Consider the following 19,954-nt stretch of genomic DNA (forward strand, 5'->3'; position numbering starts at 1 on the left):
AGGTCAGCTGAGCTGGAAAGTGGCGGACACCTGGTCGAGCAGGGCGCGGTGGCTGGCGAACTGACTTTCCGGCGCGGACAGGGCCAGTTGATAGCTGACGCCGTCGATCACCACGCCCCGATAAAGCGTGTGCCGCCGCTCGGACTCGCCGTCCCGCTGGTACGACCACTCCCAGTCGGCGGCGGCGTACTTTCCCATCTTGCCCGTGCCGTAACCAATCAGCTGGTACGCGCTGCCGCCGCCGACGCCGCGTTCCTGGCGCCGCGAGCCGGACTCCCAGACCTGGTGCTGGTCTGCGTTGCCGGCCTTCTCGGTGTTCAGCTGGATCCAGACCAGCTTGCCTGGGTCATAGAACCGGACCTGGTTGGTGCCCTGCGAGGTCCAGCCGGTCGGCACCTGAATCTGGAAGCCGCTCTGGTGCCGGTAGGGCGTCAGGTTGACTGCCGGGGCCGACGTACCTGCCGACGGTTTGCCACCACGGCCGAGGCCGACGCCCACCAGCACGCCGACGATGACGAGAACCACGACGATCGCCGCCGCGATGCCGATGATCAGCAGGGTCTGCCGGTTGGGGTGCGACCGCGGTGGGAGCGCGGGGGGGCGGGCTGCGGCAACGGCGGCGGTGACATGGGCTGGGGCGGTGTGCCGTAGGGCACCTGGGTCGTCTGCTGGGGCCTGGCCGGCTGCCCGACCTGCTGGTAAAGCTGCTGGTAGTTGTCCGCGTACGGCTGCTGGGCCGCGGCCGCCGGGGTGCCCGCGACGCCGTACGAGAACGCCGACTGCCCGGCCGCTGCTGGCTGGCCGCCAGGCAGGGCCGGCATCGCCGTGGTGGCGGCGGGACCGACCCAAATCGCACCGGCCGGAGCGCCGCTGGACTGGCCCGCCGGCGAGCCCGCTCCGGAAGCCGGCGGATAGCCCCCGCCGCTTGACGGGTAGCCGGAAGCAGGAGCTGACGCGTACCCATCGCCGCCGCTCGGCGCATAGCCGGCTACAGAAACATAGCCGGTTCCAGCAGCATGGCCGGCTCCAGAAGCTGGCGTGACGCCGGACATCGCGGCAGCACCGCTCGTCGGGTCGGCCGGGGCCGATGCGAGTGCGGCGGGCGTCATCGCGGGCGGTGCGCTCGCCGGCATCACCGGTACGGCGCCGGGGCTGACGGCGACCGGCAGCTGCGCGTCCGGCTCGCGGTCGCCCAACACGGCCGCGCCGGCTTCGTGGGTGCCAGGTTCGTGAGCGCCGTGTCGTACGGGCTCGGGCTCAGTCACCGGCTCTGCGGCCGCCGGCTCCGGGACCGTCTTCTCGTCGTCCGGCGCTGGCTGGTTGGTCGGCAGCGGCATCCACATCGTCGTCGCGTCGCCGGCCGGCTCGGCGGCCGGAGCCGTTAGCGAAGCCGCCGGCACCCCGCTGACCTGCGCCGCGACCTGATCGCTGGATGGCTGGTGGCCAGGCAGCGGCGCCGGCGTGTGCTGCACGGTCTGGGCGACCAATGCGGCCCGCCGGGCGGCATCGCTGTCGGTGTCGCTGTCCAGGCCGGCCCCGAGGATGGACAGCAGGCCGGCGCGGGCCCGGGCGTGCGTGAACCGGTCGTTCGGGCTCTTGCGCAGCAGGCCGGCGAGCACTGGTACGAGCGGGCCGGCCAGCGTCATCGGGTCCGGGTCCTCGCTGACCACCGCGGTCAGGGTGGGCAGCGGGTCGCCCCGGTCGAACGGCGGTTTTCCTTGCACCGCCGCATAAAGCGTGGCGCCGAGCGAGAAGAGATCGCTGGACGGCCCGAAAGCCTGGCCGCGGGCGCGTTCGGGCGCGATGTACTGCGGGGAACCCAGCAGCAGCCCGGTGCTGGTCAGCGACGAGTCACCGGGTGCGGAGGCGACTCCGAAGTCGGTCAGTGTGGTGCGACCGTCGGCGGCCACCATCACGTTGCCGGGCTTGATATCCCGGTGCAGGACACCCGCGGTGTGGGCGGCTTCCAGAGCACCCAGCACGGCCAGCCCGATGGCCGCGACCGTACGCGGTGGCAACGGCCCGTCCTCGCGGATGACGTCGGCCAAGCTGCGGGCGTCCAGCAGCTCCATCACGATCCACGGGCGACTGTCGTCGTCGTCGACCACGTCGAAGATCCGGATCACCGCCGGATGGTTCAGCGCCGCCGCGGAGCGGGCTTCGCGCAGCGTGCGCTCGCAGAGCATGTCGCGCTCGGCGGCCGGCAGGCCGGGCGGCAGCAGCACTTCCTTGACCGCCACCTCGCGCCGCAACAGCTCGTCGGTGGCCCGCCAGACGGTGCCCATGCCGCCGCCGGCGCCGATGGTCGCGTGCAGCACGTACCGCCCGCCGATGCGTCGCTCGCTCGGAGGGTTGCCGGAGCCCCGCTGGCCGGGGTGTGCGGTAGTCACTTCCCTCCGTTCTACCGGATGCACCCAACCGGCCGCGAACCGGCAGTCCCGCAAAACCCCGCTCAAGAAGGCCAAAAAAAGGACAGAACGTCAGATAATGGCTTACGTTTTTCTGGTCTCGTAGGGTCAACGTTTCGCGCGGATCGTACGTACGAACTCACTCTGCGCGGCTGTCCAAGCAAAACTGCCCTAGCGCGATCGACAGTGGCCGACCGCGTCCTCGTACGGCCATCCTGCCGTGATCTCCAGTTCACGTAGTGTCACCAGGTCAGGCCCAGGCCCAGCCTGGTTGTTCCGCTGAGCCCCGCGAGCGCCACAGCGGACTCCTGGTTCTGGGCTCTCCTGCCCCCGGAACCCCCGGACAGGACCTAGGCTGTCCCTCACCACGCACCGGCGGGGCCGCGCCAGGGCCACGCCGGTGATCGCGCCTTGGAGGTCCAGATGCGCATCGAGTTCAGCTCGTCACCGCGGGCCAGTCTGGGCGTGGAGTGGGAGCTGGAGCTGGTGGACCTGGACACCCGCGAACTGCGGTCCGGGGCCAGCGAGATCCTCACCGAGATCCGGCCGGAGGGCGCCGCCGAGCATCCCAAGGCCAAGCACGAGCTGCTGGAAAGCACCGTCGAGGTGATCACTGGCGTTTGTACGACCGTCGCCGAAGCGCGCGCGGACCTCGCCGAAACGGTTGAGCAGGTCCGCCAGGCGGCCGCCAAACGCAATCTCGGGGTGATGTGTTCGGGCACCCACCCGTTCACCGACTGGGCGACCCAGGACATCAGCCCGCACACCCGTTACCAGCGGCTGATCGAGTCGATGCAGTGGCTGGCCCGCCGGTTGCAGATCTTCGGGGTGCACGTCCATGTGGGCGTACGGGCGCCGGAGAAGGCGATCCCGATCGTCAACGCGCTGACTCAGTACATCCCGCATTTCCTCGCGCTGTCCGCCTCCAGCCCGTACTGGCAGGGCAAGGACACCGGCCTCGCGAGCGCGCGCAGCAAGGTCTTCGAGGGACTGCCGACCGCCGGTCTGCCCTACCAGCTGTCCGGCTGGGACCAGTTCGAGGCGTACATGGAGACGCTGATCTCCACCCAGACCATCCAGACCATCCGCGAGGTCTGGTGGGACATCCGGCCGCACCCGAACTTCGGCACTGTGGAGCTGCGGATCTGCGACGGGCTGGCGACCTTTGACGAGATCGTGGGAATCGCTGCGCTCGCGCAGTGCCTGGTGGAGCGTTTCGACCGGGAGCTGGACCGCGGCTACACCCTGCCGCTGCCCAAGAGGTGGGTGGTCGAGGAGAACAAGTGGCGGGCCGCCCGCTACGGCCTGGACGCCGAGATCATCGCCGATGACAAGGGCACCGTCGTACCGCTCAAACAGGCGATCAGCGACCTGCTGGAAGACTCACGCCGGTGGCCCGCCGACTGGACTGCGTGGCCGAGCTGTCCACTGTGGACCGCATTTTGAAGGTCGGCGCGAGCTATCAACGCCAGCGCGAGGTGGCGGCCAAGAACAATGGCGACCTGACCAAGGTGGTCGATGCCCTGATGGCGGAGATGCGAGACGGCCTGCCCAGCTGACTCGTGCCTGTGGACTATGCGCACGCGGCATTTGCGGTCGGAGTAGGCTCAATGGTCAAGGTCGTGAATGCGAATACGCCCAGATCCGGGTGAATGTCGCGGACGACCGGGGGGCCTTACGAGGGGCCTATTTCGCTTTCGACCGGCGACACCGCTCCCGGATGAACAGGTGAGGCAGGTGTGCCGCCGTGGACGCAACGGTGAATGAGGGACGCAGTCTTCGTGACAACGACGCAATCCGCCGGAAATAGGCAGCAGGTTTCGACAATGACGTCGGATCTCGGGAATGAGCTGCGTACGCAGCTGGATCGCTGGCTGGTCACCATGGCCATGGCGCGGAGTTGGTGGCGCTGCGGCGCGACCTGCACGCGCATCCGGAGCTTTCCAAACACGAGCAGGGCACCACGGCCAAGATCGCCGCGTTGCTGGAGGCGGCCGGACTCAAGCCGCGGCTACTGCCGACCGGCAACGGCATTATTTGCGATATTCCCGGCGATCCGGCCGGTCCAGTGGTGGCATTGCGCGCGGACATGGACGCGTTGCCCATTCAGGACGCCAAAGACGTACCGTACAAGTCCACTGTGGACGGTGTCTGTCACGCCTGCGGGCACGACGTGCACACCACGGTCGCGCTGGGCGCCGGACTGGCGCTCGCCGAAATGGGCGGATTGCGGGGGACCGTGCGACTGGTCTTCCAACCGGCCGAGGAGGTTTTCGACGGCGGTGCGCCGGACATGATGATCGACGCGGGCGCCCTGGACGGCGTCTCGCGGATCTTCGCGGTGCACTGCGACCCGCGGATCGCCGCCGGCCTGGTCGGCATCCGGGTCGGTCCGCTGACCGCGTCCGCCGACTCGATCCGGGTCACCCTCGCCGGCCCCGGCGGTCACACCGCCCGGCCGTACCTGACCGCCGACGTGGTCGAGGCGATCGGCCGGGTCGTCACCGAGGTGCCCGCGCTGCTCGGCCGGCGGACCGACCCGCGCTCCGGCGTCTCGCTGGTCTTCGGCGCCATCCACGCCGGCCAGGCCGCGAACACCATCCCGCAGGCCGCGTACGCGCTCGGCACCGTCCGCATCCTTGACCACGACGCCTGGTCCAGCGCGCCCACGTTGATCAGCCAACTGGTCCACGAGGTCGTCGCGCCCACCCGCGCGACCGCGGACATCACGTACACCCGGGGCGTCCCGCCGGTCGTCAACGAACCCGGCGCCACCGGCATCCTCGCCGAAGCGGCCCGCGCCGGCCTCGGCGCCGACGCTGTCGTCGGCACCCCCCGCAGAGCATGGGCGGCGAGGACTTCTCCTGGTATTTGGAGCACGTTCCCGGCTCGATGGCTCGCCTCGGGGTCGGTCGCCCGGGAGAGCAGCTGGACCTGCACCAGGGCACCTTCGACGTGGACGAACGCGCCATCGCCACCGGGGTGCGACTGCTCGCCCACACCGCGGTCGCCGCCCTCGCGGGCTGACGAGCTCTGACCGTACGGGCCGGTTGGTTCTCGCTCGTCGCCGCCGGCCCGCGGTCTGCACAATCGGATTCCGATTGTGCAGGTCTACCTAGGGTGCGGCGCGAAACTGTCGTACCGTCGTGAAATTTTGAGCCCCCGCCCTTTCAGAAGGGGGGGGGGGTGGGTGGCGGGTTTTTATTACGTAAGTCGACGCGCGCGCGCGAAATAAGCGCGCGCTGCGGGGGTTCGGTATGCGACACCAAACTGGTGTCACTCGGCGAGCGACACCAAACCCGCGCCATTGGGCGCCGAACGACGACGAGATTTCTGCAGCGCTCGCCGAACGCCACACTTTCGCGCCACTGGAAAGCCGGGCGGCCCATCGCTGCGGCACAATGTCCCGCACTCGACATCGAGTGCGGGACATTGTGCCGCACTGAACGACCAAGTCCACCCCGGCATCGCACTCCGTAGCCACTGGGCCCCCGAGCCATCACCGCTAGTCACGGCAGCTCTTGATCCCGGTCGACCATGGCTGAGGCATACCAGGGCGTTCCATCGTTGCATCGCGGCAAAAAAACTCCATGATCGTTGTCCCTGCGGGCCCCGATCGAGGACTATGGGCGCGTGACGCCACCGCAAACCCGCCAAAAGGTCTTGATCGCACCGCAAGGCGGCCGGGTATCGACCGATGAGGACAGCCAGTGCCACCACAGCGGAACTTTCGGACATACAGGGCAACGTCTTGTTCGTCACAGTGAGTAGCGTTTAGACTACGTAACGTGAATGAAGACAGGGTTGTCGAACTTCGCGTGCACGGCGTGGCCGGCACGCCGCCGGACGAGCTGCTCGATCGAGTGCTCGTCGTACGGGTCGCCGGCGACAGCCGTGCCGGGTTCTACCGGCCGGCGTTAGCGGACGAGGGAACCGACGATGCGCCCGGCCAGCCGCACGGGTCGGGACCACTGCTGGAGGGCTACTGCTGGGGCGGTCTCACGTCCGGCGCCGCGGCCCGCGCGTTCTGGCTTCTGTTGCTGCCCTTCACGATCGCGAACGTGGCGCCACGGCTGCGGCCACCGAGCCCACCGCGTACGGACGGCTTCCTGTGGTGGCTGTCCCGGCTGTTCGCGCTCGGGCTGACCGCGCTGATGATCCAGACCGCGGCCGGCGTCGGCGTCGACCAGATCGGGTGGCGGTGCGGCACGTTGCCGGCCGGTACGTGCCCAGGCCTCCCGAACGCCGTCGACCAGCTGCTGCATATGGCGACTCCGGGCCAGCGACTGCTGCTCGGCGCGGTCGTGCCCATCGTCGTCCTCCTGGTGCTCGTCCTGTTGGGGCGCGGCACCGCGATGCGGTACGAGCAGGCCGATCCGGATCCGGCCGCCAGGTATGCGGACCACAATCCGGGCGACGGGCCGGATCTCGCGCTCAGCCATCCCGACCTGTGGCGAGGCCAGCACCTGGTTCGGCGGTTGCGACGGTTGCACATCCTGATCGCCGTCGGCATCTGCGTCGTCACAGTGGCCCTTCCGGCGTACGAACACGATCGGGGTGCGGCGACCCAACTGCTGCCGCTGGGCGGCGGGCTGCTGAGCTGGCTGGGGTGGGCGCTGCTGGTGCTCTGTGCGGCTGCCGCGGTCGGTGTCGCCACGTTGCTGGCTTTTCCTTCAGTGACAAGCCGTCGTCCGTCGGTGGGGACCGCCGCGACGCTCGCGGAGCGCGCGTATCAAGCAGCTCTCGCCCTCTGCCTGCTGGCGATCGGCTATGTGTGTTGGCGCCACGCCCGGGCTGGTCACCGACCGGCCCACTGCCCGGTTTTGGCCGGTCGGCTGTGCTGCTTTTCAGCCTGCACGTGGTGATCCTGTTGGTGTTGGCCGGTACGGTCGCGTTGCTCTGCTCTGGCAGCGGGCCGCCAGGTTGCCGGCGGGGCAGCCCAAGCAGGCGCTCGGTGGGTACGGGACGGTGCTGCTGACCGCCGCGAGCCTGCTGATGGCGGCCGGTGCATCTGCCGGGATTTACCTTTACGTGGGCGGATTTCTGCGGACCGGCAGCCTGCGACCGAGTTTCGGCGACGTGCAGGGCGCGGTGGCCGCGCTGAACACGGCGCCGGCCATTCAGACCGCGAGCCTCGCCTTCGGGCTGATGCTCGGCTGGCTGGTGCTGGTCGCGTTCGCCGGCGCTGGCATCATCGCGTACCGGCTGATCTGGCCGACTCGCTGGCCCGAGGGGCAGCGGCTGCTCAACCAGCAGTATCCGGAGGCGCACCGGACCCCGGTCCGGGACGCGGAGATCCTGCGCGCCTTCTGGTTGGCCCGGATCGCCGACTGGGCCGGTGGGTTGATCGCCGCGGTTTTGGCTCCGTCGCTGGCAATCGCCGCCATAGCGACCGGCTTCGTGCTGGCCTCGGCGGTGTCCGGCAACGCCGCGTCCGTACTGGACGTGGTGCTGGCCGCGACCGGTTCGTTGAGCGCCATCGGCGCGTACGGCACAGTGCTCGGCCTGCTTTTGTTGGTGGCCGTCGGTGCGGCCGCCTTCCGGATCAGCGGCACTCGGCGGGTGGTGGGTGTGCTGTGGGACGTCGGCGCTTTTTGGCCGCGGGCGGCCCATCCGCTGGCCGCGCCCTGCTATGCCGAGCGTACGGTCCCGGACCTGCTGCAGCGGCTTCGCTGGTACGCCGCCGGCGCACCGACCGGCGGCCAGCCGGCCGGTGAGGCGACACCGGTGGTGGTTTCCGGGCATAGCCAGGGCGGCGTGATCACCGCCGCCGTCACCCTGCAACTGGACTCGGTAGTGCGCGAACAAGTCGCCTTCCTAGCCATCGGAACGGTCCTTCGGCGGCTGTATGCCCGTTATTTCCCGGCGTATTTCGGCGTACCCACCCTGGACGCGATCGATCGCCATCCGGCTCACCGCCCGCTCCGGCCGCCGGTTGCGAAACCTCTGGCGCACCACCGATTACGTCGGCGGCCCGATCGGCAGCGGCCCCCGCGAATCCGACCCGCCGGTGCCACCCACCAGCCCGCTGGCCACCGCCGACCGCCGGCTGACCGACCCGGAATACGCCGCCGCCCCCGGCGACCCTGTCCCGCCGCCGATCCGGGCCCATTCCAACTATCCCGCCGACCCGGTCTACCACCAGGAGCTAGCCGACCTGGCCGACCTGCTCCCGCACCACACCACCACCCCACCCCGAACGCCGCCTCCGAGTCATCCATTAAGTGGGTGCGGCGCGAAATTGTCGTACGTGTCTGTTTTTCTTTCCCCCTCCCTTTGAACGGGCGGGGGGGTGGGTTGAGAGGTGGACTCTAATTTTTAGTTGAACATTGGTCCTCGAACCCGCCCCCCACCCGTCACTGGGTGGGGGCAAATCTGCCGGAGGGGTACGACAGTTTTTCGCGCCGCACCCTATGTAGAGCTGTACAATCGGACTCCGATTGTGACGACCGGAAAGCTGGTCAGGCGTAGGTGCGCATGAGGGACAGGACGGCCTCGGCGTCGGGGCCGTCGGCGTGTACGGGGACCTCGTCGGGGGTGGCGCGGCGGCCGGCGATCGCGCATACGTCGGCGGCGGTGCCGTGGACGACCGTCAGGGCCGCGGCGTCGGCGCCGAAATCCCAGCGGGAGCCGTTTGGCGCGGTCAGCTCGAAGGCCACCGGTCCGGTGAGGGTGAGGTCGGCGCGCGCGAAGGCGTAGGGAATCGTGCGCCAAGCCAGCCGCGCGATGTGCCAGAGCCGGTCGGTCGGCGGCAGCGGCCGGCCAAGCGCGTCGGCCACGTCGCCGGTGTGGATCCAGCACTCGGAGAGTCGGGTGGTGGTGAGCGTACGGGTGCTCAGCCAGCCGGTGACCCACTGCAGCCGGCCGCGATCGTCGCTGTTCAGCAACGCGTTTCCGGACACCGGTGGCAGCGCCCTGCCAGCGCTGGAAAACATCCTTGCCGGGCGCGTCCCGATCCCGCGCCACCATCTGGCCCACCATGTCGTCGACGGTGACGGCACTCGTCATCGGGTGGCCGAGCATCGCGGCACCGGCCTCCAGGAACCGGCCGCCGGCGCTGGCCAGCGCCAGCTCGTCGGTCTGCGCCAGGTGCAGGACGACATCGGACACCGTCCAGCCCACACACCGGGTCGGTGCGGACCAGCCTTCGTCGTTCAGCGGGGCGAGAAGGCCGGCCAGCTCGTCGTGTTGCGCGCGCAGCGCGTCGACGATAGCCGCGAGATCGGAGTCCATAAGACCTACTTTCCAGCCGTACGAGCCGCCCGCGCAAGGACTCCCGCGCTGCCCGTACGGTCAACCTCCAGGGCAGCGGCTATCCGGTGGGGCGGGTCCGCAGCTCGGTGACGTACTCCGTCGGGGCGCCGCCGGCCTCGGCGGCCTCGGCGAGCTGGTTCAGATACTGCGGGGTGGGTAGGCCGCCCTCGTAGTGCGGCGACACATACCACCAGGCGAGCTGAGCGCCTTCCAGCGTCTGGACGCGCACCTTGATCTTCTGCTCCATGCCGGACTCGGCCTTCTCCCAGGCGTCCAACGTCGGCTCGTCCTGCGGGCTCACGTCGTAGATCGTCACGAAGACCTGCTCAGCGGCGGCTTCCACGACAGTGGCGCTGACCGGGACACCGCCGAAGGTCAAGCGCCAGCCCGTTACCCAGCCGGAGCCGGCGACCGGCGACCGCGGGCAGCGCTCCAGCATCCGGGCGGGGTCGAGGTTCGGACCGTAGGCGGCGTACAGCGGCATGGTCGCCACACTAGTGCGAGACAATGCGTGCATCGCGTACGCATCGCCGAACAGCACTGGAGGGCCAGGTCAAGTGACCCGGATCGTGATCATCGGAGGGGGACCGGCCGGGTACGAGGCGGCCCTGGTGGCGGCTCAGCTGGGTGGGCAGGGTGACCATCGTGGAGGCCGAGGCGGTCGGTGGTGCCTGCGTGGTGGCCGACTGTGTGCCGAGCAAGACGTTCATCGCGTCTTCGGACGTGGCGACCAGCCTGCGGCACGGCTCCGCGCTGGGCATCAACGGCACGCTGGCGGGGCGTGTCGACGTCGATCTAGCGGCGGTCCACGCGCGCGTACGAGACCTCGCGAAGGCGCAGTCGCGCGACATCGGCGACGGCCTCGTTTCGCACGGCGTAAGGATCCTGAACGGCACCGCCCAGTTGCGGACCGGCAACCCGCACGTGGTGGAGGTCGAGGGCGGCGAGTCGCTGGAAGCCGACATCGTGCTCATCGCGACCGGCGCGACGCCCAGGGTCGTCCGGGGCGCCGAGCCGGACGGGGAGCGGATCCTGACCTGGCGGCAGGTGTATGACCTGAAGGAACTGCCCGAGCATTTGGTGGTGATCGGCTCCGGGGTCACCGGCGCCGAGTTCGCCAGTGCATACCTGGCCATGGGGGTGCCGGTGACACTGGTGTCCAGCCGCGACCGGGTGATGCCGCACGAGGATCGGGACGCCGCCGAACACATCGAGAACGTTTTTACCAGGCAGGGCATGGCAATCTTGTCCAATGCGCGTGCGGATGCCGTCAGGCGTATCGAGAACGGCGTTCGCGTGGAGCTGCAGGACGGTCGCGTTATCGAGGCCAGTCACGCACTGATGACGGTCGGATCAGTGCCCAATACTGCCGGTCTGGCGGAGGCCGGTGTCGAGCTTGACGACCGCGATTTCGTTGCGGTGGACCGGGTTTCCCGTACGTCCGTGCGTGGGGTTTATGCGGCCGGCGACTGTACGGGCGTGCTCATGCTCGCTTCCGTCGCGGCCATGCAGGGGCGAATTGCCATGTGGCACGCGCTCGGTGAGGCGGTGCAGCCGCTGCGCCGGCAGACCGTTGCCGCGAATGTGTTCACTGACCCCGAAATCGCGTCGGTCGGCCTCGGTCAGTCGTCGGTGAGGAGGCGGGTGCGGTGCCGGCCCGTTCGGTGACTCTTCCGCTGGCGACCAACGCGCGCGCCAAAATGATGGGCCTCACGGACGGTTTCGTGAAGCTGTTCTGCCGGCCGGCTTCCGGTCTGGTGATCGGCGGTGTGGTAGTCGCGCCGCGGGCCAGCGAGCTGATCCTGCCGATCGCGATGGCGGTGGAGAACCATCTGACGGTCAACCAGATCGCGCAGTCTTTTTCGATCTATCCGTCACTTTCCGGCTCGATCACCGAGTCGGCCCGGCAACTCATGCAACCTGAATTTGATTAATCAGGTTTCGAAGCGATAGCCGAGGCCGGGCTCGGTGACGAAATAACGGGGGTGGGTGTGGTCCGGCTCTAGTTTTCGCCGCAGTTGGGCGATGTAGACCCGTAGGTAATTTGTTTCGGTGCCATATTGTGGACCCCACACCTCGCGAAGCAGCTGGCGTTGGCCGACGAGTTTGCCGCGGTGGCGTACCAGGGTGGCCAGGATGTGCCATTCGGTGGGCGTCAGCCGCACTTCGCCGGCGCTGGTGGTGACGCGTTTCGCGGCCAGGTCGATGGTGAAGTCGGGGGTGCTGATGGTCGGCGCTTCGTCGCCGGCGGCGCGCGCGGCGCAGCGCGGCGCGCATCCGGGCCAGCAACTCGTCCATGCCGAAAGGCTTGGTCACGTAGTCGTCGGCGCCGGCATCCAGAGCGGCCACTTTCTCGGCCTGTTCGGTACGGGCGGACAGCACGATGATCGGGACGGTCGTCCAGCCGCGCAGCCCACGAACCACGTCGACGCCGTCGATGTCCGGCAGACCGAGGTCGACGATAACCAGATCCGGTTGCCGCTTGGCGGCGAGGTCCAGGCCGGTACGACCATCCTCGGCGACCTCAACGTCGTAGCCGCGCGCCTTGAGGTTCACCCGCAGCGCGCGGCGGAGTTGGGCCTCGTCGTCGACCACCAGCACGGTGTCCATCCCGCCATTGTGCTCGTCACCTCCGCAAAAACGCCGGCAGTGGCCATCGTCACGAGCCGCGTTTGGAGGCCGGACGCCCCGTCCGCGCCGGATTAGGGCAGGCTTGGCTGGGTGGAGACATCTAGCGCGCGGGACGACCAGTCGCTGGCGTCGTTGCTGGGCGGGCGTACGGCGTCGATCGATGCCACTTTGCCGCCGGTCGCGTTTGTCGCGGGCTGGTTGCTGTCCGGCCGGTCGGTAGCGATCGGTGCGGTGGTCGCGATCGTGATCGGGCTGGCGGTCGCCGGTTTCCGGCTCGCTCGCGGCAACCGACCCAGAGCGGTGCTGATCGGCCTCCTCGGCGTCTGTGTGGCCGCGCTCATCGCGCTCTACACCGGTCGCGCGGCCGACTTTTTCCTGCTGCAGTTGGCAAGCAACGGTGCCAGCGCCCTCGCCTGGGCGATCAGCATCGTGTTTCGCTGGCCGCTGCTCGGTGTCATCGTTGGCCTGCTGCTCGGCCAGAAAACCCGGTGGCGCAAGGACCGGGCCTTGATGCGCGCGTACTCGCTGGCCTCGTGGATCTGGGTCCTGCAGTACGTCATCAGGGTCGCTGTCTTCGGCGTGTTCTATGCGATGCAGGCCGTCGTTCCGCTGCTGGTGGCCCGGGTGGCGCTCAGCTGGCCGCTGATCGTGCTCTGCCTGTTGGTCAGCGGTTGGGTGCTGCGCCAGACGCTGCCGGCCGGCCATCCAGGTTTCCGCAAACCGCAGATCGTGGAGATTCAGCAGGCGCCGGACGCGGCCTAAAGCAGCTGCAGGACGGTACACCGCCAGCGGCCGTCCATGCCTTCCAACCGGAGCGCGATCGCTCGGCACCGAGGGCCGTACGAGACGATCGCGCAGGCCTCGGCCACTCCGTCGATCGGCTCGTTGACGTGCACACTGCGGACCTGGCCGGGGATCCGACCGGCCTGCCGCTGGGTCGGCAGGTGCGCGGCGGCCGAGGAGGCCAGTCGGGTCAGCAGGCCGGCGTACGTACGCTGCGAGGTCACCGCATCGGCATCAGCTGCTGCACCGGCCGGCGGCCGGCCATCACCTCGACCACCGCCTGGGTGAACCGGGTGGCGAACTGGCGCGGGCAGGGCAGGTCGTCGCGCGGGGTCCGCTGTGGAGCGAAGATCGGGTCGTTGCTCGGGCGACCGGCCGGCGCGTCCACCTCGAAGGGCAGCTGGTCGGCGTGGATCTCGTAGCCGAGTCCGTCGACCCGCGGCGGCTCGATCAGCCGCAGTGCGCGGAAGGGGCGGGTCTCGGCGTAGTCGATCGGACTGTACGGCGGCTCGCTGCACGGCGCCGGCCGGATCTGGATGCGTCCAACAGCGTGCCGTGAGGTGTGGTGCTGGCCTGCCGGGCGGTATTTCTGCGTTGACACGGGGCTGCTGGCCGGCGATCGACTCATGACCCGCTCCCGTTCCGGCTGGTCGGCGGCCGGAGCCGCTGACCAGGCCGGATGATGTCGGGGTTCGGGCCGATCAGCTGTCGGTTGGCGGCCCACCAGCGCGGCCATTCGACGGCTATGGCCGGTCGGCTCGGGTGCTGAAGGCGCGCGGCCGCGATGCTCCAGAGGCTGTCTCCGGGGCGTACGACGACGGTCCGCGGCGGGGTGGTCGCGGGCTGTCGAGGTGTCGGCGCGTTCATCTTGGGTAAGACGGCGCTGACACGCGGTGATGACACGAAACCGGACTGTTGATTCGCGTCCGGTCCGCGCGGGTCCAGGACGGCCGCGGTGGTGCCCGCCGGCGCGGCGGCCGCCGGGGTCAGCGGAGCGAGAACGATGCCGACTCCGAGCGTGCCGACCAGCAGCTGGCGTACGGCGGCCGGCACGACCAGGGCCTGCACCGCTCGGGTGGCTCGCCCGATGGGACCAGGGAGGACGCTCGCCGTCGCCACCGCCAGACAGGTGAGCCACCAGCCGTATGCGGCCACCGCTAGGGCGTCTACCAGCGATAACAGTGGATCGTCGGGCCCGGCGCACTCGTACAGGACTACCCCCACAGCAGCTGCCGTGACGATGAGTAAGACCGCTCTTCGTGTCATTTGATCCCCGATTCGTTCATTTGCTTGTGTTTGCTTTTGTAAGCTATCGTTTACGCTAAGTCAAGCGGTTTGGCGTAAATGGGATGTACGGTGAGCGAGTGCGCGAATCGGATGCGGGTCGCTGGGAGCGGCTGTTCGCCGATCTCGAAGACCAGGCCGATGCCCTCGAACGCGCCGAAGAAGCAGCTCAGGTGGGCGACCGGGTGCGGGCCGAGGTGGGTGACGTGCGGCTCTACGACCGACTGCGGGCTGCGGTCGGCCAGCAGCTCGCGCTGACCGTGCGGGGCGCTGGCGCGGTGGCCGGAGCGTTACTGGAAGTCGGGCCTGACTGGCTGTTGCTTGGCGAGCCGTACGAGCGGGAGGTTCTGGTGCCGTTCGCCGCGGTCACGTCGGTGGGCGGGTTGGGCCGGCACTCGGCCGCGCCCGGTTCGCAGGGGCGGGTGGCGGCCCGGCTGACGCTGCGATGGGCGCTGCGGCGGCTGGCGCGGGACCGAGCCGCGGTCTGCGTTTTCCTCGCCGACGGCTGTCAGCTCGGCGGCACCGTGGACCGGGTGGGCGCGGATTTTGTGGAACTCGCCGAACATCCGGCCGGCGAGCCGCGGCGGGCATCGGCCGTACGCGGGGTGCGCGCTGTGCCGCTGCACGCCCTGGCGCTGATCCGCCGCCCTTGACCCGGTCTACTCGCCGAAGGTGCGATACACGGGTGGGGGTGATCTTGCGGGCTGGGCACGACAGTTTTTTGGCGACCAAGGGCAGTTGTGAAGCTTTGCTAACGAGCTAGGGCGTGTCTCCTAACCCCAGGCGGCGAGGGCCGAGCCCAAGCGTCGGCTGCCGGCACCGGGCGATCACCCCCATACAACAACGGTATGAAGGTGACCGCCCGGCACCGGCAGCCGACGCTTGGATCTCGACCCTCATCCACCTGGAATTAGGAGACACGCCCTAGTCGGACTCGGCGTCCTCGCGCGTTCGATGAGCGGGTTTTCTCGTACCCAGTCGGCGGTCTGGGAGTATTGGCGGTCGATGTACGCCTCAAGTTTGGTGCGCTCGACCCGCCACTGGCCGCGGCCGCCGACCTTGATGGCCTCCAGTTCGCCGCTGCGGACGAGGGCATACGCCTGGGAGGCGGAGATGTTGAGGGTGTCGGCCACATCCGCCAGCAAAAGGAACCGTTCGGAACTCATTGTCCCCACCTGCCTTCGATAACCTCAGTGTGCCAGTGTTCGCGCCCATTTGCCGTCATTGACGTGGGCCGTGTTGGGGCATTGCCGAGAGGCCGACAAATAGGGCAAAATGTTCCCCAGCGCGTTCGGCTGGTTGCGGTGGGTGAAAATCGCGAGGGGGTGCGGCATGTCCGGTGCGGTGCCACCGGACTCGCCGCCGGCCACCCGGCTGCGCCGGCCGTCGTGGCTGGATCTGCGGTTGGTGGGTGGGGTGTTGCTGGTCCTGGTCGCGGTGCTGGTCGGCGGCCGGGTGCTTGCCTCGGCGGACCAGGCCGTGCAGGTTTGGGCCGTACAAGCGGACCTCGCGGCTGGTACGACGCTCGGCGCCGGTGACTTGCGGACCGTACGGGTGCAGCTCTACGACTCGGCGGCAAGCTATCTCGCGGTGGCGGCCTCGCCGGTCGGCCGGACGTTGCTGCGCGCGCTGTCTGCTGGTGACCTGCTCCCGCGCAGCGCGCTGGGCGAGACTCCGGCCGGGAGCCTGGTCTCGATTCCGGTGTCACCGCAGCATGTGCCGGGGTCGCTGAGAGCCGGTCAGCGGATCGATGTTTACGCCACCGCGAAGCCGGCGGCCGGGGCGGTGGCCAAGACCGCCCGCGTACTAGCCGGCGTGACCGTCCAGCAGGTCCGGGTGCCGGACGCCGGCGTGCTGTCCAGCACCGCGCAGGTCGCGGTGGTCGTACGCATCGACGACAGCGCGGCGATGTCGCTGGTGGCGGCGATGCGGACGGCCGATCTGGACATCGCCATCGCGCCGCCGGACCGACGGGGCCCGGTGTCGACGGCCGCGCTGCCGGTCCCGGTGCCACCGACCCCGGAACAGCCGGACTATGCCTCGCCGGAGCCGATCGACTCCGCCTCGGCGAGCGTGTCGCCCAGTCCGCGCGAGTCGCGATGAGCCTGCCGATCGTCACCGCGGTCACCGATGCGGCCGCAGAGGCCAACCTGGTCGCCGCACTGGGCCGCTCGGACCGTGGGATCACCGTCGTACGCCGCTGCGTCGACGTCGCTGACCTGCTGGCGGTCGCCGGCAGCGGCACCACCCGGGCCGTGGTGCTCTCCGCTGACCTGCGGCGACTGGACCACGACGTACTGGCCCGACTGGCCGCGGCCAGGGTTGCGGTGGTCGGCTTCGTCAACCCGGCTGAGCGATGGCACGAGCAGACGCTGAGTCAGCTGGGTGTGCGTTATGTCCTGTCGACAGACGCCGATCCGGACACCGTCGTGGAGATGCTCCAAGCGGCCGATGCCAGCATGGCGACCGGCAGCTGGAACGGGGTGGCCGATCCAGCGGCGGCGCTGCCGGTGTTCGCGGCGGCGCCGGCACAGTCGACTCCGGCGCCTGGCCTGGGCACGGTGGTGGCGGTCTGGGGTCCGACCGGTGCGCCCGGTCGGACCACGGTCGCCGTCGGAGTGGCCGACGAGGCCGCCCGGCTGGGGGTGCCCACGCTGCTGGTGGACTGCGACCCATATGGCGGAGTGATCGGACAGGTCCTGGGCATGGTCGACGAGTCACCGGGGCTCGCGGCCGCGGCCCGGCTGCACAACCAGGGCCGGCTCGGGGTCGGCGACCTCGCTGGATTGGCCCGGAGCTTGTCACCGACCCTGCGGGTGCTGACCGGGCTGGCCCGCTCGGACCGCTGGCCGGAGCTGCGGTTCGAGTCCGTGCTCGGGGTGCTGGAATGCGCTCGTACGCTCGCCGCCCTGACGATCGTGGACTGCGGCTTCTGCCTGGAAGCGGACGAGGAGATCAGTTTCGACACCGCGGCCCCGCGCCGCAACGGCGCCACGCTCGCGGCGCTGGACGCCGCCGACGTGGTGGTCGCCGTCGGCGCTGGCGACCCGGTCGGAGTCCAGCGGCTGGTCCGCGGCCTGTCCGACCTCGCCGAGGCGGCGCCCGGCAGCGAGCCGGTCGTGGTCGTCAACAAGATCCGGCCGACCGTGGTGTCCGGCAACCCCGAACACGAGATCGCCACCGCGCTCCATCGGTTCGCCGGCGTGTCCCGGATCCGCGCGCTGCCGTACGACCGGGATGGCCTCGACCGCGCCCTGTCACACGGCCAGACCCTCGCGGAGTCGGTGCCAAGATCGCCGCTGCGCCGGGCACTGATCGAGATCGCCCGCGAGCTCACCAGCGCGATCGCGCGGCCTGAAGACCTGGCCCGCGTGTAGCCGCCGTCCAGTCAGTGCAGCAGGTGCTTCCCTTGGGACACCGAGACAGAACTTCATCCGGCCGACCGACACGCCGGGCGGGGCTCGAAACTGTCGTACGTGTCTGTTTTTCTTTCCCCCTCCCTTTGAACGGGCGGGGGGTGGGTCGCGAGGCAAACGCTCATTTTTAGTTGGACATTGGTCCTCAAACCCGCCCCCCACCCGTCACTGGGTGGGGGCAAATCTGCCGGAGGGGTACGACAGTTTCGCGCCGCACCCGCCCAGATTAGCTCGGCAGGCCATTGACCGGCGCTAGTGCTTGGCAGTAACTTCCTGCCGTCCCGTGGATGCGCGGTGGAAATTTGCGAATCCAGTCATTTCCCTTCAGACGGGAGGCGCCATGGCGCCGATCAGTTCCAGGCGTCTCACCCGGGTGGTGGCCGCGGCGGCGGCTCTTGCGCTGGTGCTGGCGCCAGCGGCCGCCGCGCCGACCTCGGCGGTAGCGGCGCCGGCGGCGCCGTCCGGAGTGATCAGCGATCTGGTGCTCAAGCAGCTGATCAAACGCATGACCCTCGAAGAGAAGGTCGGCCAGCTGTTCGTCACCCAGGCGTGGGGCGAGAACGCCACCAATCCTTCGGCCGCTGACAAAGCCAACAACCAGCTGTATTTCGGGCTGGACAATGCGTCGCAGATCGTCCAGAAATATCACCCGGGTGGGGTGATTCTGTTCCAGAACAACAACAACACCAATAATCCGCCGCAGATCGCCGGACTCACCAACGGCCTGCAGCGGGCCGCGGTGACCAGTGGTGCGCATTTGCCGCTGATGATCAGTACGGACCAGGAGCAGGGCATCGTCACCCGGATGCACGAGCCGGCCACCATGTTCGCCGGCAGCCAGGCACTAGGCGCCACCCGGCGGACGGCCGATGTCTGCACAGAGGCGACCATCACCGGTCAGGAGCTGCGCGCGGTCGGCATCAACCAGAACTTCTCGCCCGATTCGGACGTGAACGACAACCCGGCGAACCCGGTGATCGGCGTCCGCTCGTACGGCTCGGATCCGGCCCTGGTCTCCTCGATGGCCTCTCGACCGCGGTGAAGTGCTTCCAGAACAACGTCGCCGCCACCGCCAAGCACTTCCCCGGCCACGGCAACGCTGACACCGACAGCCACACCGGCATCCCGATCATCAACCGCTCGGCGGCCGACTGGCACGCGATCGACCACCAGCCGCCGTTCGCCGCGGACATCGCCGCCGGCATCGACTCGATCATGACCGCGCACCTGGAGGTGCCGTCGCTGGACCCGTCAGGTGACCCGGCCACCCTGTCGGCGCCGATCATGACCGGCATCCTGCGCAACCAGATGCACTACGACGGTGTCGTGGTCACCGACGCGCTCAACATGGCGGGCGTACGGACCAAGTACGGCGATGACCGGGTGCCGGTGCTGGCCATCAAGGCCGGTGTCGATCAGCTGCTGATGCCGCCGCTTTTCGACCTCGCGTACAACTCGGTGCTCAAAGCGGTCCATAGCGGCGAGATCTCGGTGGCCAGGATCGAGCAGTCCGATCTGCGGATCCTGCGGCTGAAGCTGAAGGACCGGGTGCTGACCCAGCCGTTCGTCAACGAGAAGGCGGTCAGCCAGCTGGTGGGTACGCCGCAACACCTGGCCGCCGCGCAGGCCGTCACCGACCGCGGCATCACGCTGGTCAAGAACGACGACCACGTGCTGCCGCTGGCGAAGTCGGCGAAGGTGCTGGTCACCGGTTGGGACAACGGCGTCACCATCCCGACCACCGCGCTCGCCTCGGATCTGACCAGCGCCGGGATCACGGCAACCGCGCTGCCGACCGGAGCGGTGCCCACCGCGGCCTCGGTCTCGGCGGCCGTCGCCGCGGCCCAGCAGAACGATGTGACGATCCTGCTGACCCGCAGCAGTGCGGCGGTCCTGGGGGCGAGTCAGCAGACGCTCGCGGCGCAGCTCATCGCCACCGGGAAACCAGTGGTCGTGGTGGCCGTCCAGAATGCCTTCGACATCGCGTACATCCCGACCGCGCGCAACTACCTGACCTCGTACTACACGGTCCGGTGTCGATGACCTCGCTGGCCCGGGTGTTGGCCGGAAAGGTCGCGCCGACCGGAAAGCTTCCGGTTCGGATCCCGACGGCGAATGATGTGAACGCGACGCTCTACCCGTTCGGGTACGGGCTCACGTACTGACCTCGGAGGTTCG

19 protein-coding genes and 4 pseudogenes are annotated in these 19,954 nt (G+C 69.1%); 13 read left to right on the plus strand and 10 right to left on the minus strand.

Going from position 1 to position 19,954, the window contains the following annotated elements; genetic code table 11:
- Nucleotides 1-3: 3 nt before the first annotated feature.
- Both GNX96_RS27015 and GNX96_RS27020 read right to left on the minus strand, forming a co-directional pair.
- Nucleotides 4-525 carry a hypothetical protein gene (locus tag GNX96_RS27015; protein ID WP_163570350.1) on the minus strand — a complete coding sequence of 174 codons (522 nt, stop codon included), beginning with the start codon at nt 523-525 and terminating at the stop codon, nt 4-6.
- A 26-nt stretch (nt 526-551) separates the two neighbouring features.
- Entirely contained in the window at nt 552-2,390 is a 1,839-nt protein-coding gene (locus tag GNX96_RS27020; protein ID WP_279581597.1) for a serine/threonine-protein kinase, read from the minus strand.
- A 441-nt stretch (nt 2,391-2,831) separates the two neighbouring features.
- Here GNX96_RS27020 and GNX96_RS27025 point away from each other — a divergent pair, with 441 nt between their 5' ends.
- The 5 genes and pseudogenes from GNX96_RS27025 (at nt 2,832) to GNX96_RS27040 (ending at nt 8,723) form a co-directional block, all read left to right on the plus strand.
- Nucleotides 2,832-3,854, plus strand: a complete 1,023-nt coding sequence (locus GNX96_RS27025) for a glutamate--cysteine ligase (protein ID WP_279581598.1) — start codon at nt 2,832-2,834, stop codon at nt 3,852-3,854.
- Nucleotides 3,839-3,967, plus strand: coding sequence for a hypothetical protein (locus GNX96_RS55500; RefSeq protein WP_279581599.1), 129 nt, complete (start codon nt 3,839-3,841; stop codon nt 3,965-3,967). Before GNX96_RS27025 ends, GNX96_RS55500 begins: the two co-directional genes overlap by 16 nt.
- A gap of 311 nt (nt 3,968-4,278) precedes the next feature.
- A pseudogene (locus GNX96_RS27030) lies at nt 4,279-5,435 on the plus strand (amidohydrolase).
- A 761-nt stretch (nt 5,436-6,196) separates the two neighbouring features.
- Nucleotides 6,197-7,273 carry a hypothetical protein gene (locus GNX96_RS27035; RefSeq protein ID WP_163570352.1) on the plus strand — a complete coding sequence of 359 codons (1,077 nt, stop codon included), beginning with the start codon at nt 6,197-6,199 and terminating at the stop codon, nt 7,271-7,273.
- A 58-nt stretch (nt 7,274-7,331) separates the two neighbouring features.
- On the plus strand, nt 7,332-8,723 hold the full coding sequence (locus GNX96_RS27040; protein ID WP_163570353.1) for a hypothetical protein: 1,392 nt from the start codon (nt 7,332-7,334) through the stop codon (nt 8,721-8,723).
- Nucleotides 8,724-8,869: 146 nt separating this feature from the next.
- On the opposite strand, the gene GNX96_RS27045 is transcribed toward GNX96_RS27040, so the two are convergent.
- The 3 genes and pseudogenes from GNX96_RS27045 to GNX96_RS27055 form a co-directional block, all read right to left on the minus strand.
- Nucleotides 8,870-9,295, minus strand: coding sequence for a maleylpyruvate isomerase family mycothiol-dependent enzyme (locus tag GNX96_RS27045; protein WP_163570355.1), 426 nt, complete (start codon nt 9,293-9,295; stop codon nt 8,870-8,872).
- A 7-nt stretch (nt 9,296-9,302) separates the two neighbouring features.
- A pseudogene (locus GNX96_RS64940) lies at nt 9,303-9,641 on the minus strand (maleylpyruvate isomerase N-terminal domain-containing protein); the annotation flags it as partial.
- A gap of 79 nt (nt 9,642-9,720) precedes the next feature.
- Complete coding sequence (locus GNX96_RS27055; RefSeq protein ID WP_163570357.1) at nt 9,721-10,146, minus strand: gamma-glutamylcyclotransferase family protein; 426 nt, start codon at nt 10,144-10,146, stop codon at nt 9,721-9,723.
- A 73-nt stretch (nt 10,147-10,219) separates the two neighbouring features.
- Here GNX96_RS27055 and GNX96_RS27060 point away from each other — a divergent pair.
- Nucleotides 10,220-11,596 (plus strand): annotated as a pseudogene (locus GNX96_RS27060) (NAD(P)H-quinone dehydrogenase).
- On the opposite strand, the pseudogene GNX96_RS27065 reads toward GNX96_RS27060, so the two are convergent.
- Nucleotides 11,597-12,272 (minus strand): annotated as a pseudogene (locus tag GNX96_RS27065) (response regulator).
- A gap of 111 nt (nt 12,273-12,383) precedes the next feature.
- On the opposite strand from GNX96_RS27065, the gene GNX96_RS27070 reads away from it, so the two are divergent.
- Nucleotides 12,384-13,055, plus strand: coding sequence for a DUF3159 domain-containing protein (locus tag GNX96_RS27070; RefSeq protein ID WP_163570359.1), 672 nt, complete (start codon nt 12,384-12,386; stop codon nt 13,053-13,055).
- Here GNX96_RS27070 and GNX96_RS27075 read toward each other — a convergent pair.
- From GNX96_RS27075 to GNX96_RS27085, 3 genes are read right to left on the minus strand one after another with little or no spacing between them, the layout of a single operon-like run.
- Nucleotides 13,052-13,300: an Rv3235 family protein gene (locus GNX96_RS27075; RefSeq protein WP_163570361.1), complete on the minus strand. Its 249-nt coding sequence runs from the start codon at nt 13,298-13,300 to the stop codon at nt 13,052-13,054. The genes GNX96_RS27070 and GNX96_RS27075 overlap by 4 nt on opposite strands.
- On the minus strand, nt 13,297-13,704 hold the full coding sequence (locus GNX96_RS27080) for an Rv3235 family protein (RefSeq protein ID WP_163570363.1): 408 nt from the start codon (nt 13,702-13,704) through the stop codon (nt 13,297-13,299). Before GNX96_RS27080 ends, GNX96_RS27075 begins: the two co-directional genes overlap by 4 nt.
- A complete protein-coding gene (locus GNX96_RS27085) occupies nt 13,701-14,231 on the minus strand; it encodes a LysM peptidoglycan-binding domain-containing protein (RefSeq protein WP_279581601.1) in 531 nt (176 codons plus the stop codon). The genes GNX96_RS27080 and GNX96_RS27085 overlap by 4 nt, the downstream gene beginning before the upstream one ends.
- 209 nt (nt 14,232-14,440) lie before the next feature.
- On the opposite strand from GNX96_RS27085, the gene GNX96_RS27090 reads away from it, so the two are divergent.
- Entirely contained in the window at nt 14,441-15,013 is a 573-nt protein-coding gene (locus GNX96_RS27090) for a hypothetical protein (RefSeq protein WP_279581602.1), read from the plus strand.
- Between the two features lie 243 nt (nt 15,014-15,256).
- Here the strand turns inward: GNX96_RS27090 and GNX96_RS27095 are convergent, their stop codons facing one another.
- Nucleotides 15,257-15,526 (minus strand): helix-turn-helix domain-containing protein, encoded by a 270-nt coding sequence (locus GNX96_RS27095; protein WP_163570368.1) that lies wholly within the window; start codon nt 15,524-15,526, stop codon nt 15,257-15,259.
- 166 nt (nt 15,527-15,692) lie between these two features.
- Here GNX96_RS27095 and GNX96_RS27100 point away from each other — a divergent pair, with 166 nt between their 5' ends.
- From GNX96_RS27100 to GNX96_RS55520, 5 genes are all read left to right on the plus strand, one after another.
- On the plus strand, nt 15,693-16,463 hold the full coding sequence (locus GNX96_RS27100) for an SAF domain-containing protein (protein ID WP_279581603.1): 771 nt from the start codon (nt 15,693-15,695) through the stop codon (nt 16,461-16,463).
- Nucleotides 16,460-17,737, plus strand: a complete 1,278-nt coding sequence (locus tag GNX96_RS27105; protein ID WP_163570372.1) for an AAA family ATPase — start codon at nt 16,460-16,462, stop codon at nt 17,735-17,737. Before GNX96_RS27100 ends, GNX96_RS27105 begins: the two co-directional genes overlap by 4 nt.
- A 379-nt stretch (nt 17,738-18,116) precedes the next feature.
- The gene (locus GNX96_RS55510) at nt 18,117-18,818 is read left to right on the plus strand and encodes a glycoside hydrolase family 3 N-terminal domain-containing protein (protein WP_279581604.1); all 702 of its coding nucleotides are present in this window, start codon (nt 18,117-18,119) and stop codon (nt 18,816-18,818) included.
- Nucleotides 18,815-19,819: a glycoside hydrolase family 3 protein gene (locus GNX96_RS55515; protein ID WP_279581605.1), complete on the plus strand. Its 1,005-nt coding sequence runs from the start codon at nt 18,815-18,817 to the stop codon at nt 19,817-19,819. Before GNX96_RS55510 ends, GNX96_RS55515 begins: the two co-directional genes overlap by 4 nt.
- A complete protein-coding gene (locus tag GNX96_RS55520) occupies nt 19,816-19,941 on the plus strand; it encodes a glycoside hydrolase family 3 C-terminal domain-containing protein (RefSeq protein ID WP_279581606.1) in 126 nt (41 codons plus the stop codon). Before GNX96_RS55515 ends, GNX96_RS55520 begins: the two co-directional genes overlap by 4 nt.
- Nucleotides 19,942-19,954 lie beyond the last annotated feature (13 nt).

The organism is Fodinicola feengrottensis (genome assembly GCF_010993775.1).
Taxonomy (GTDB): Bacteria; Actinomycetota; Actinomycetes; order Mycobacteriales; family HKI-0501; genus Fodinicola; species Fodinicola feengrottensis.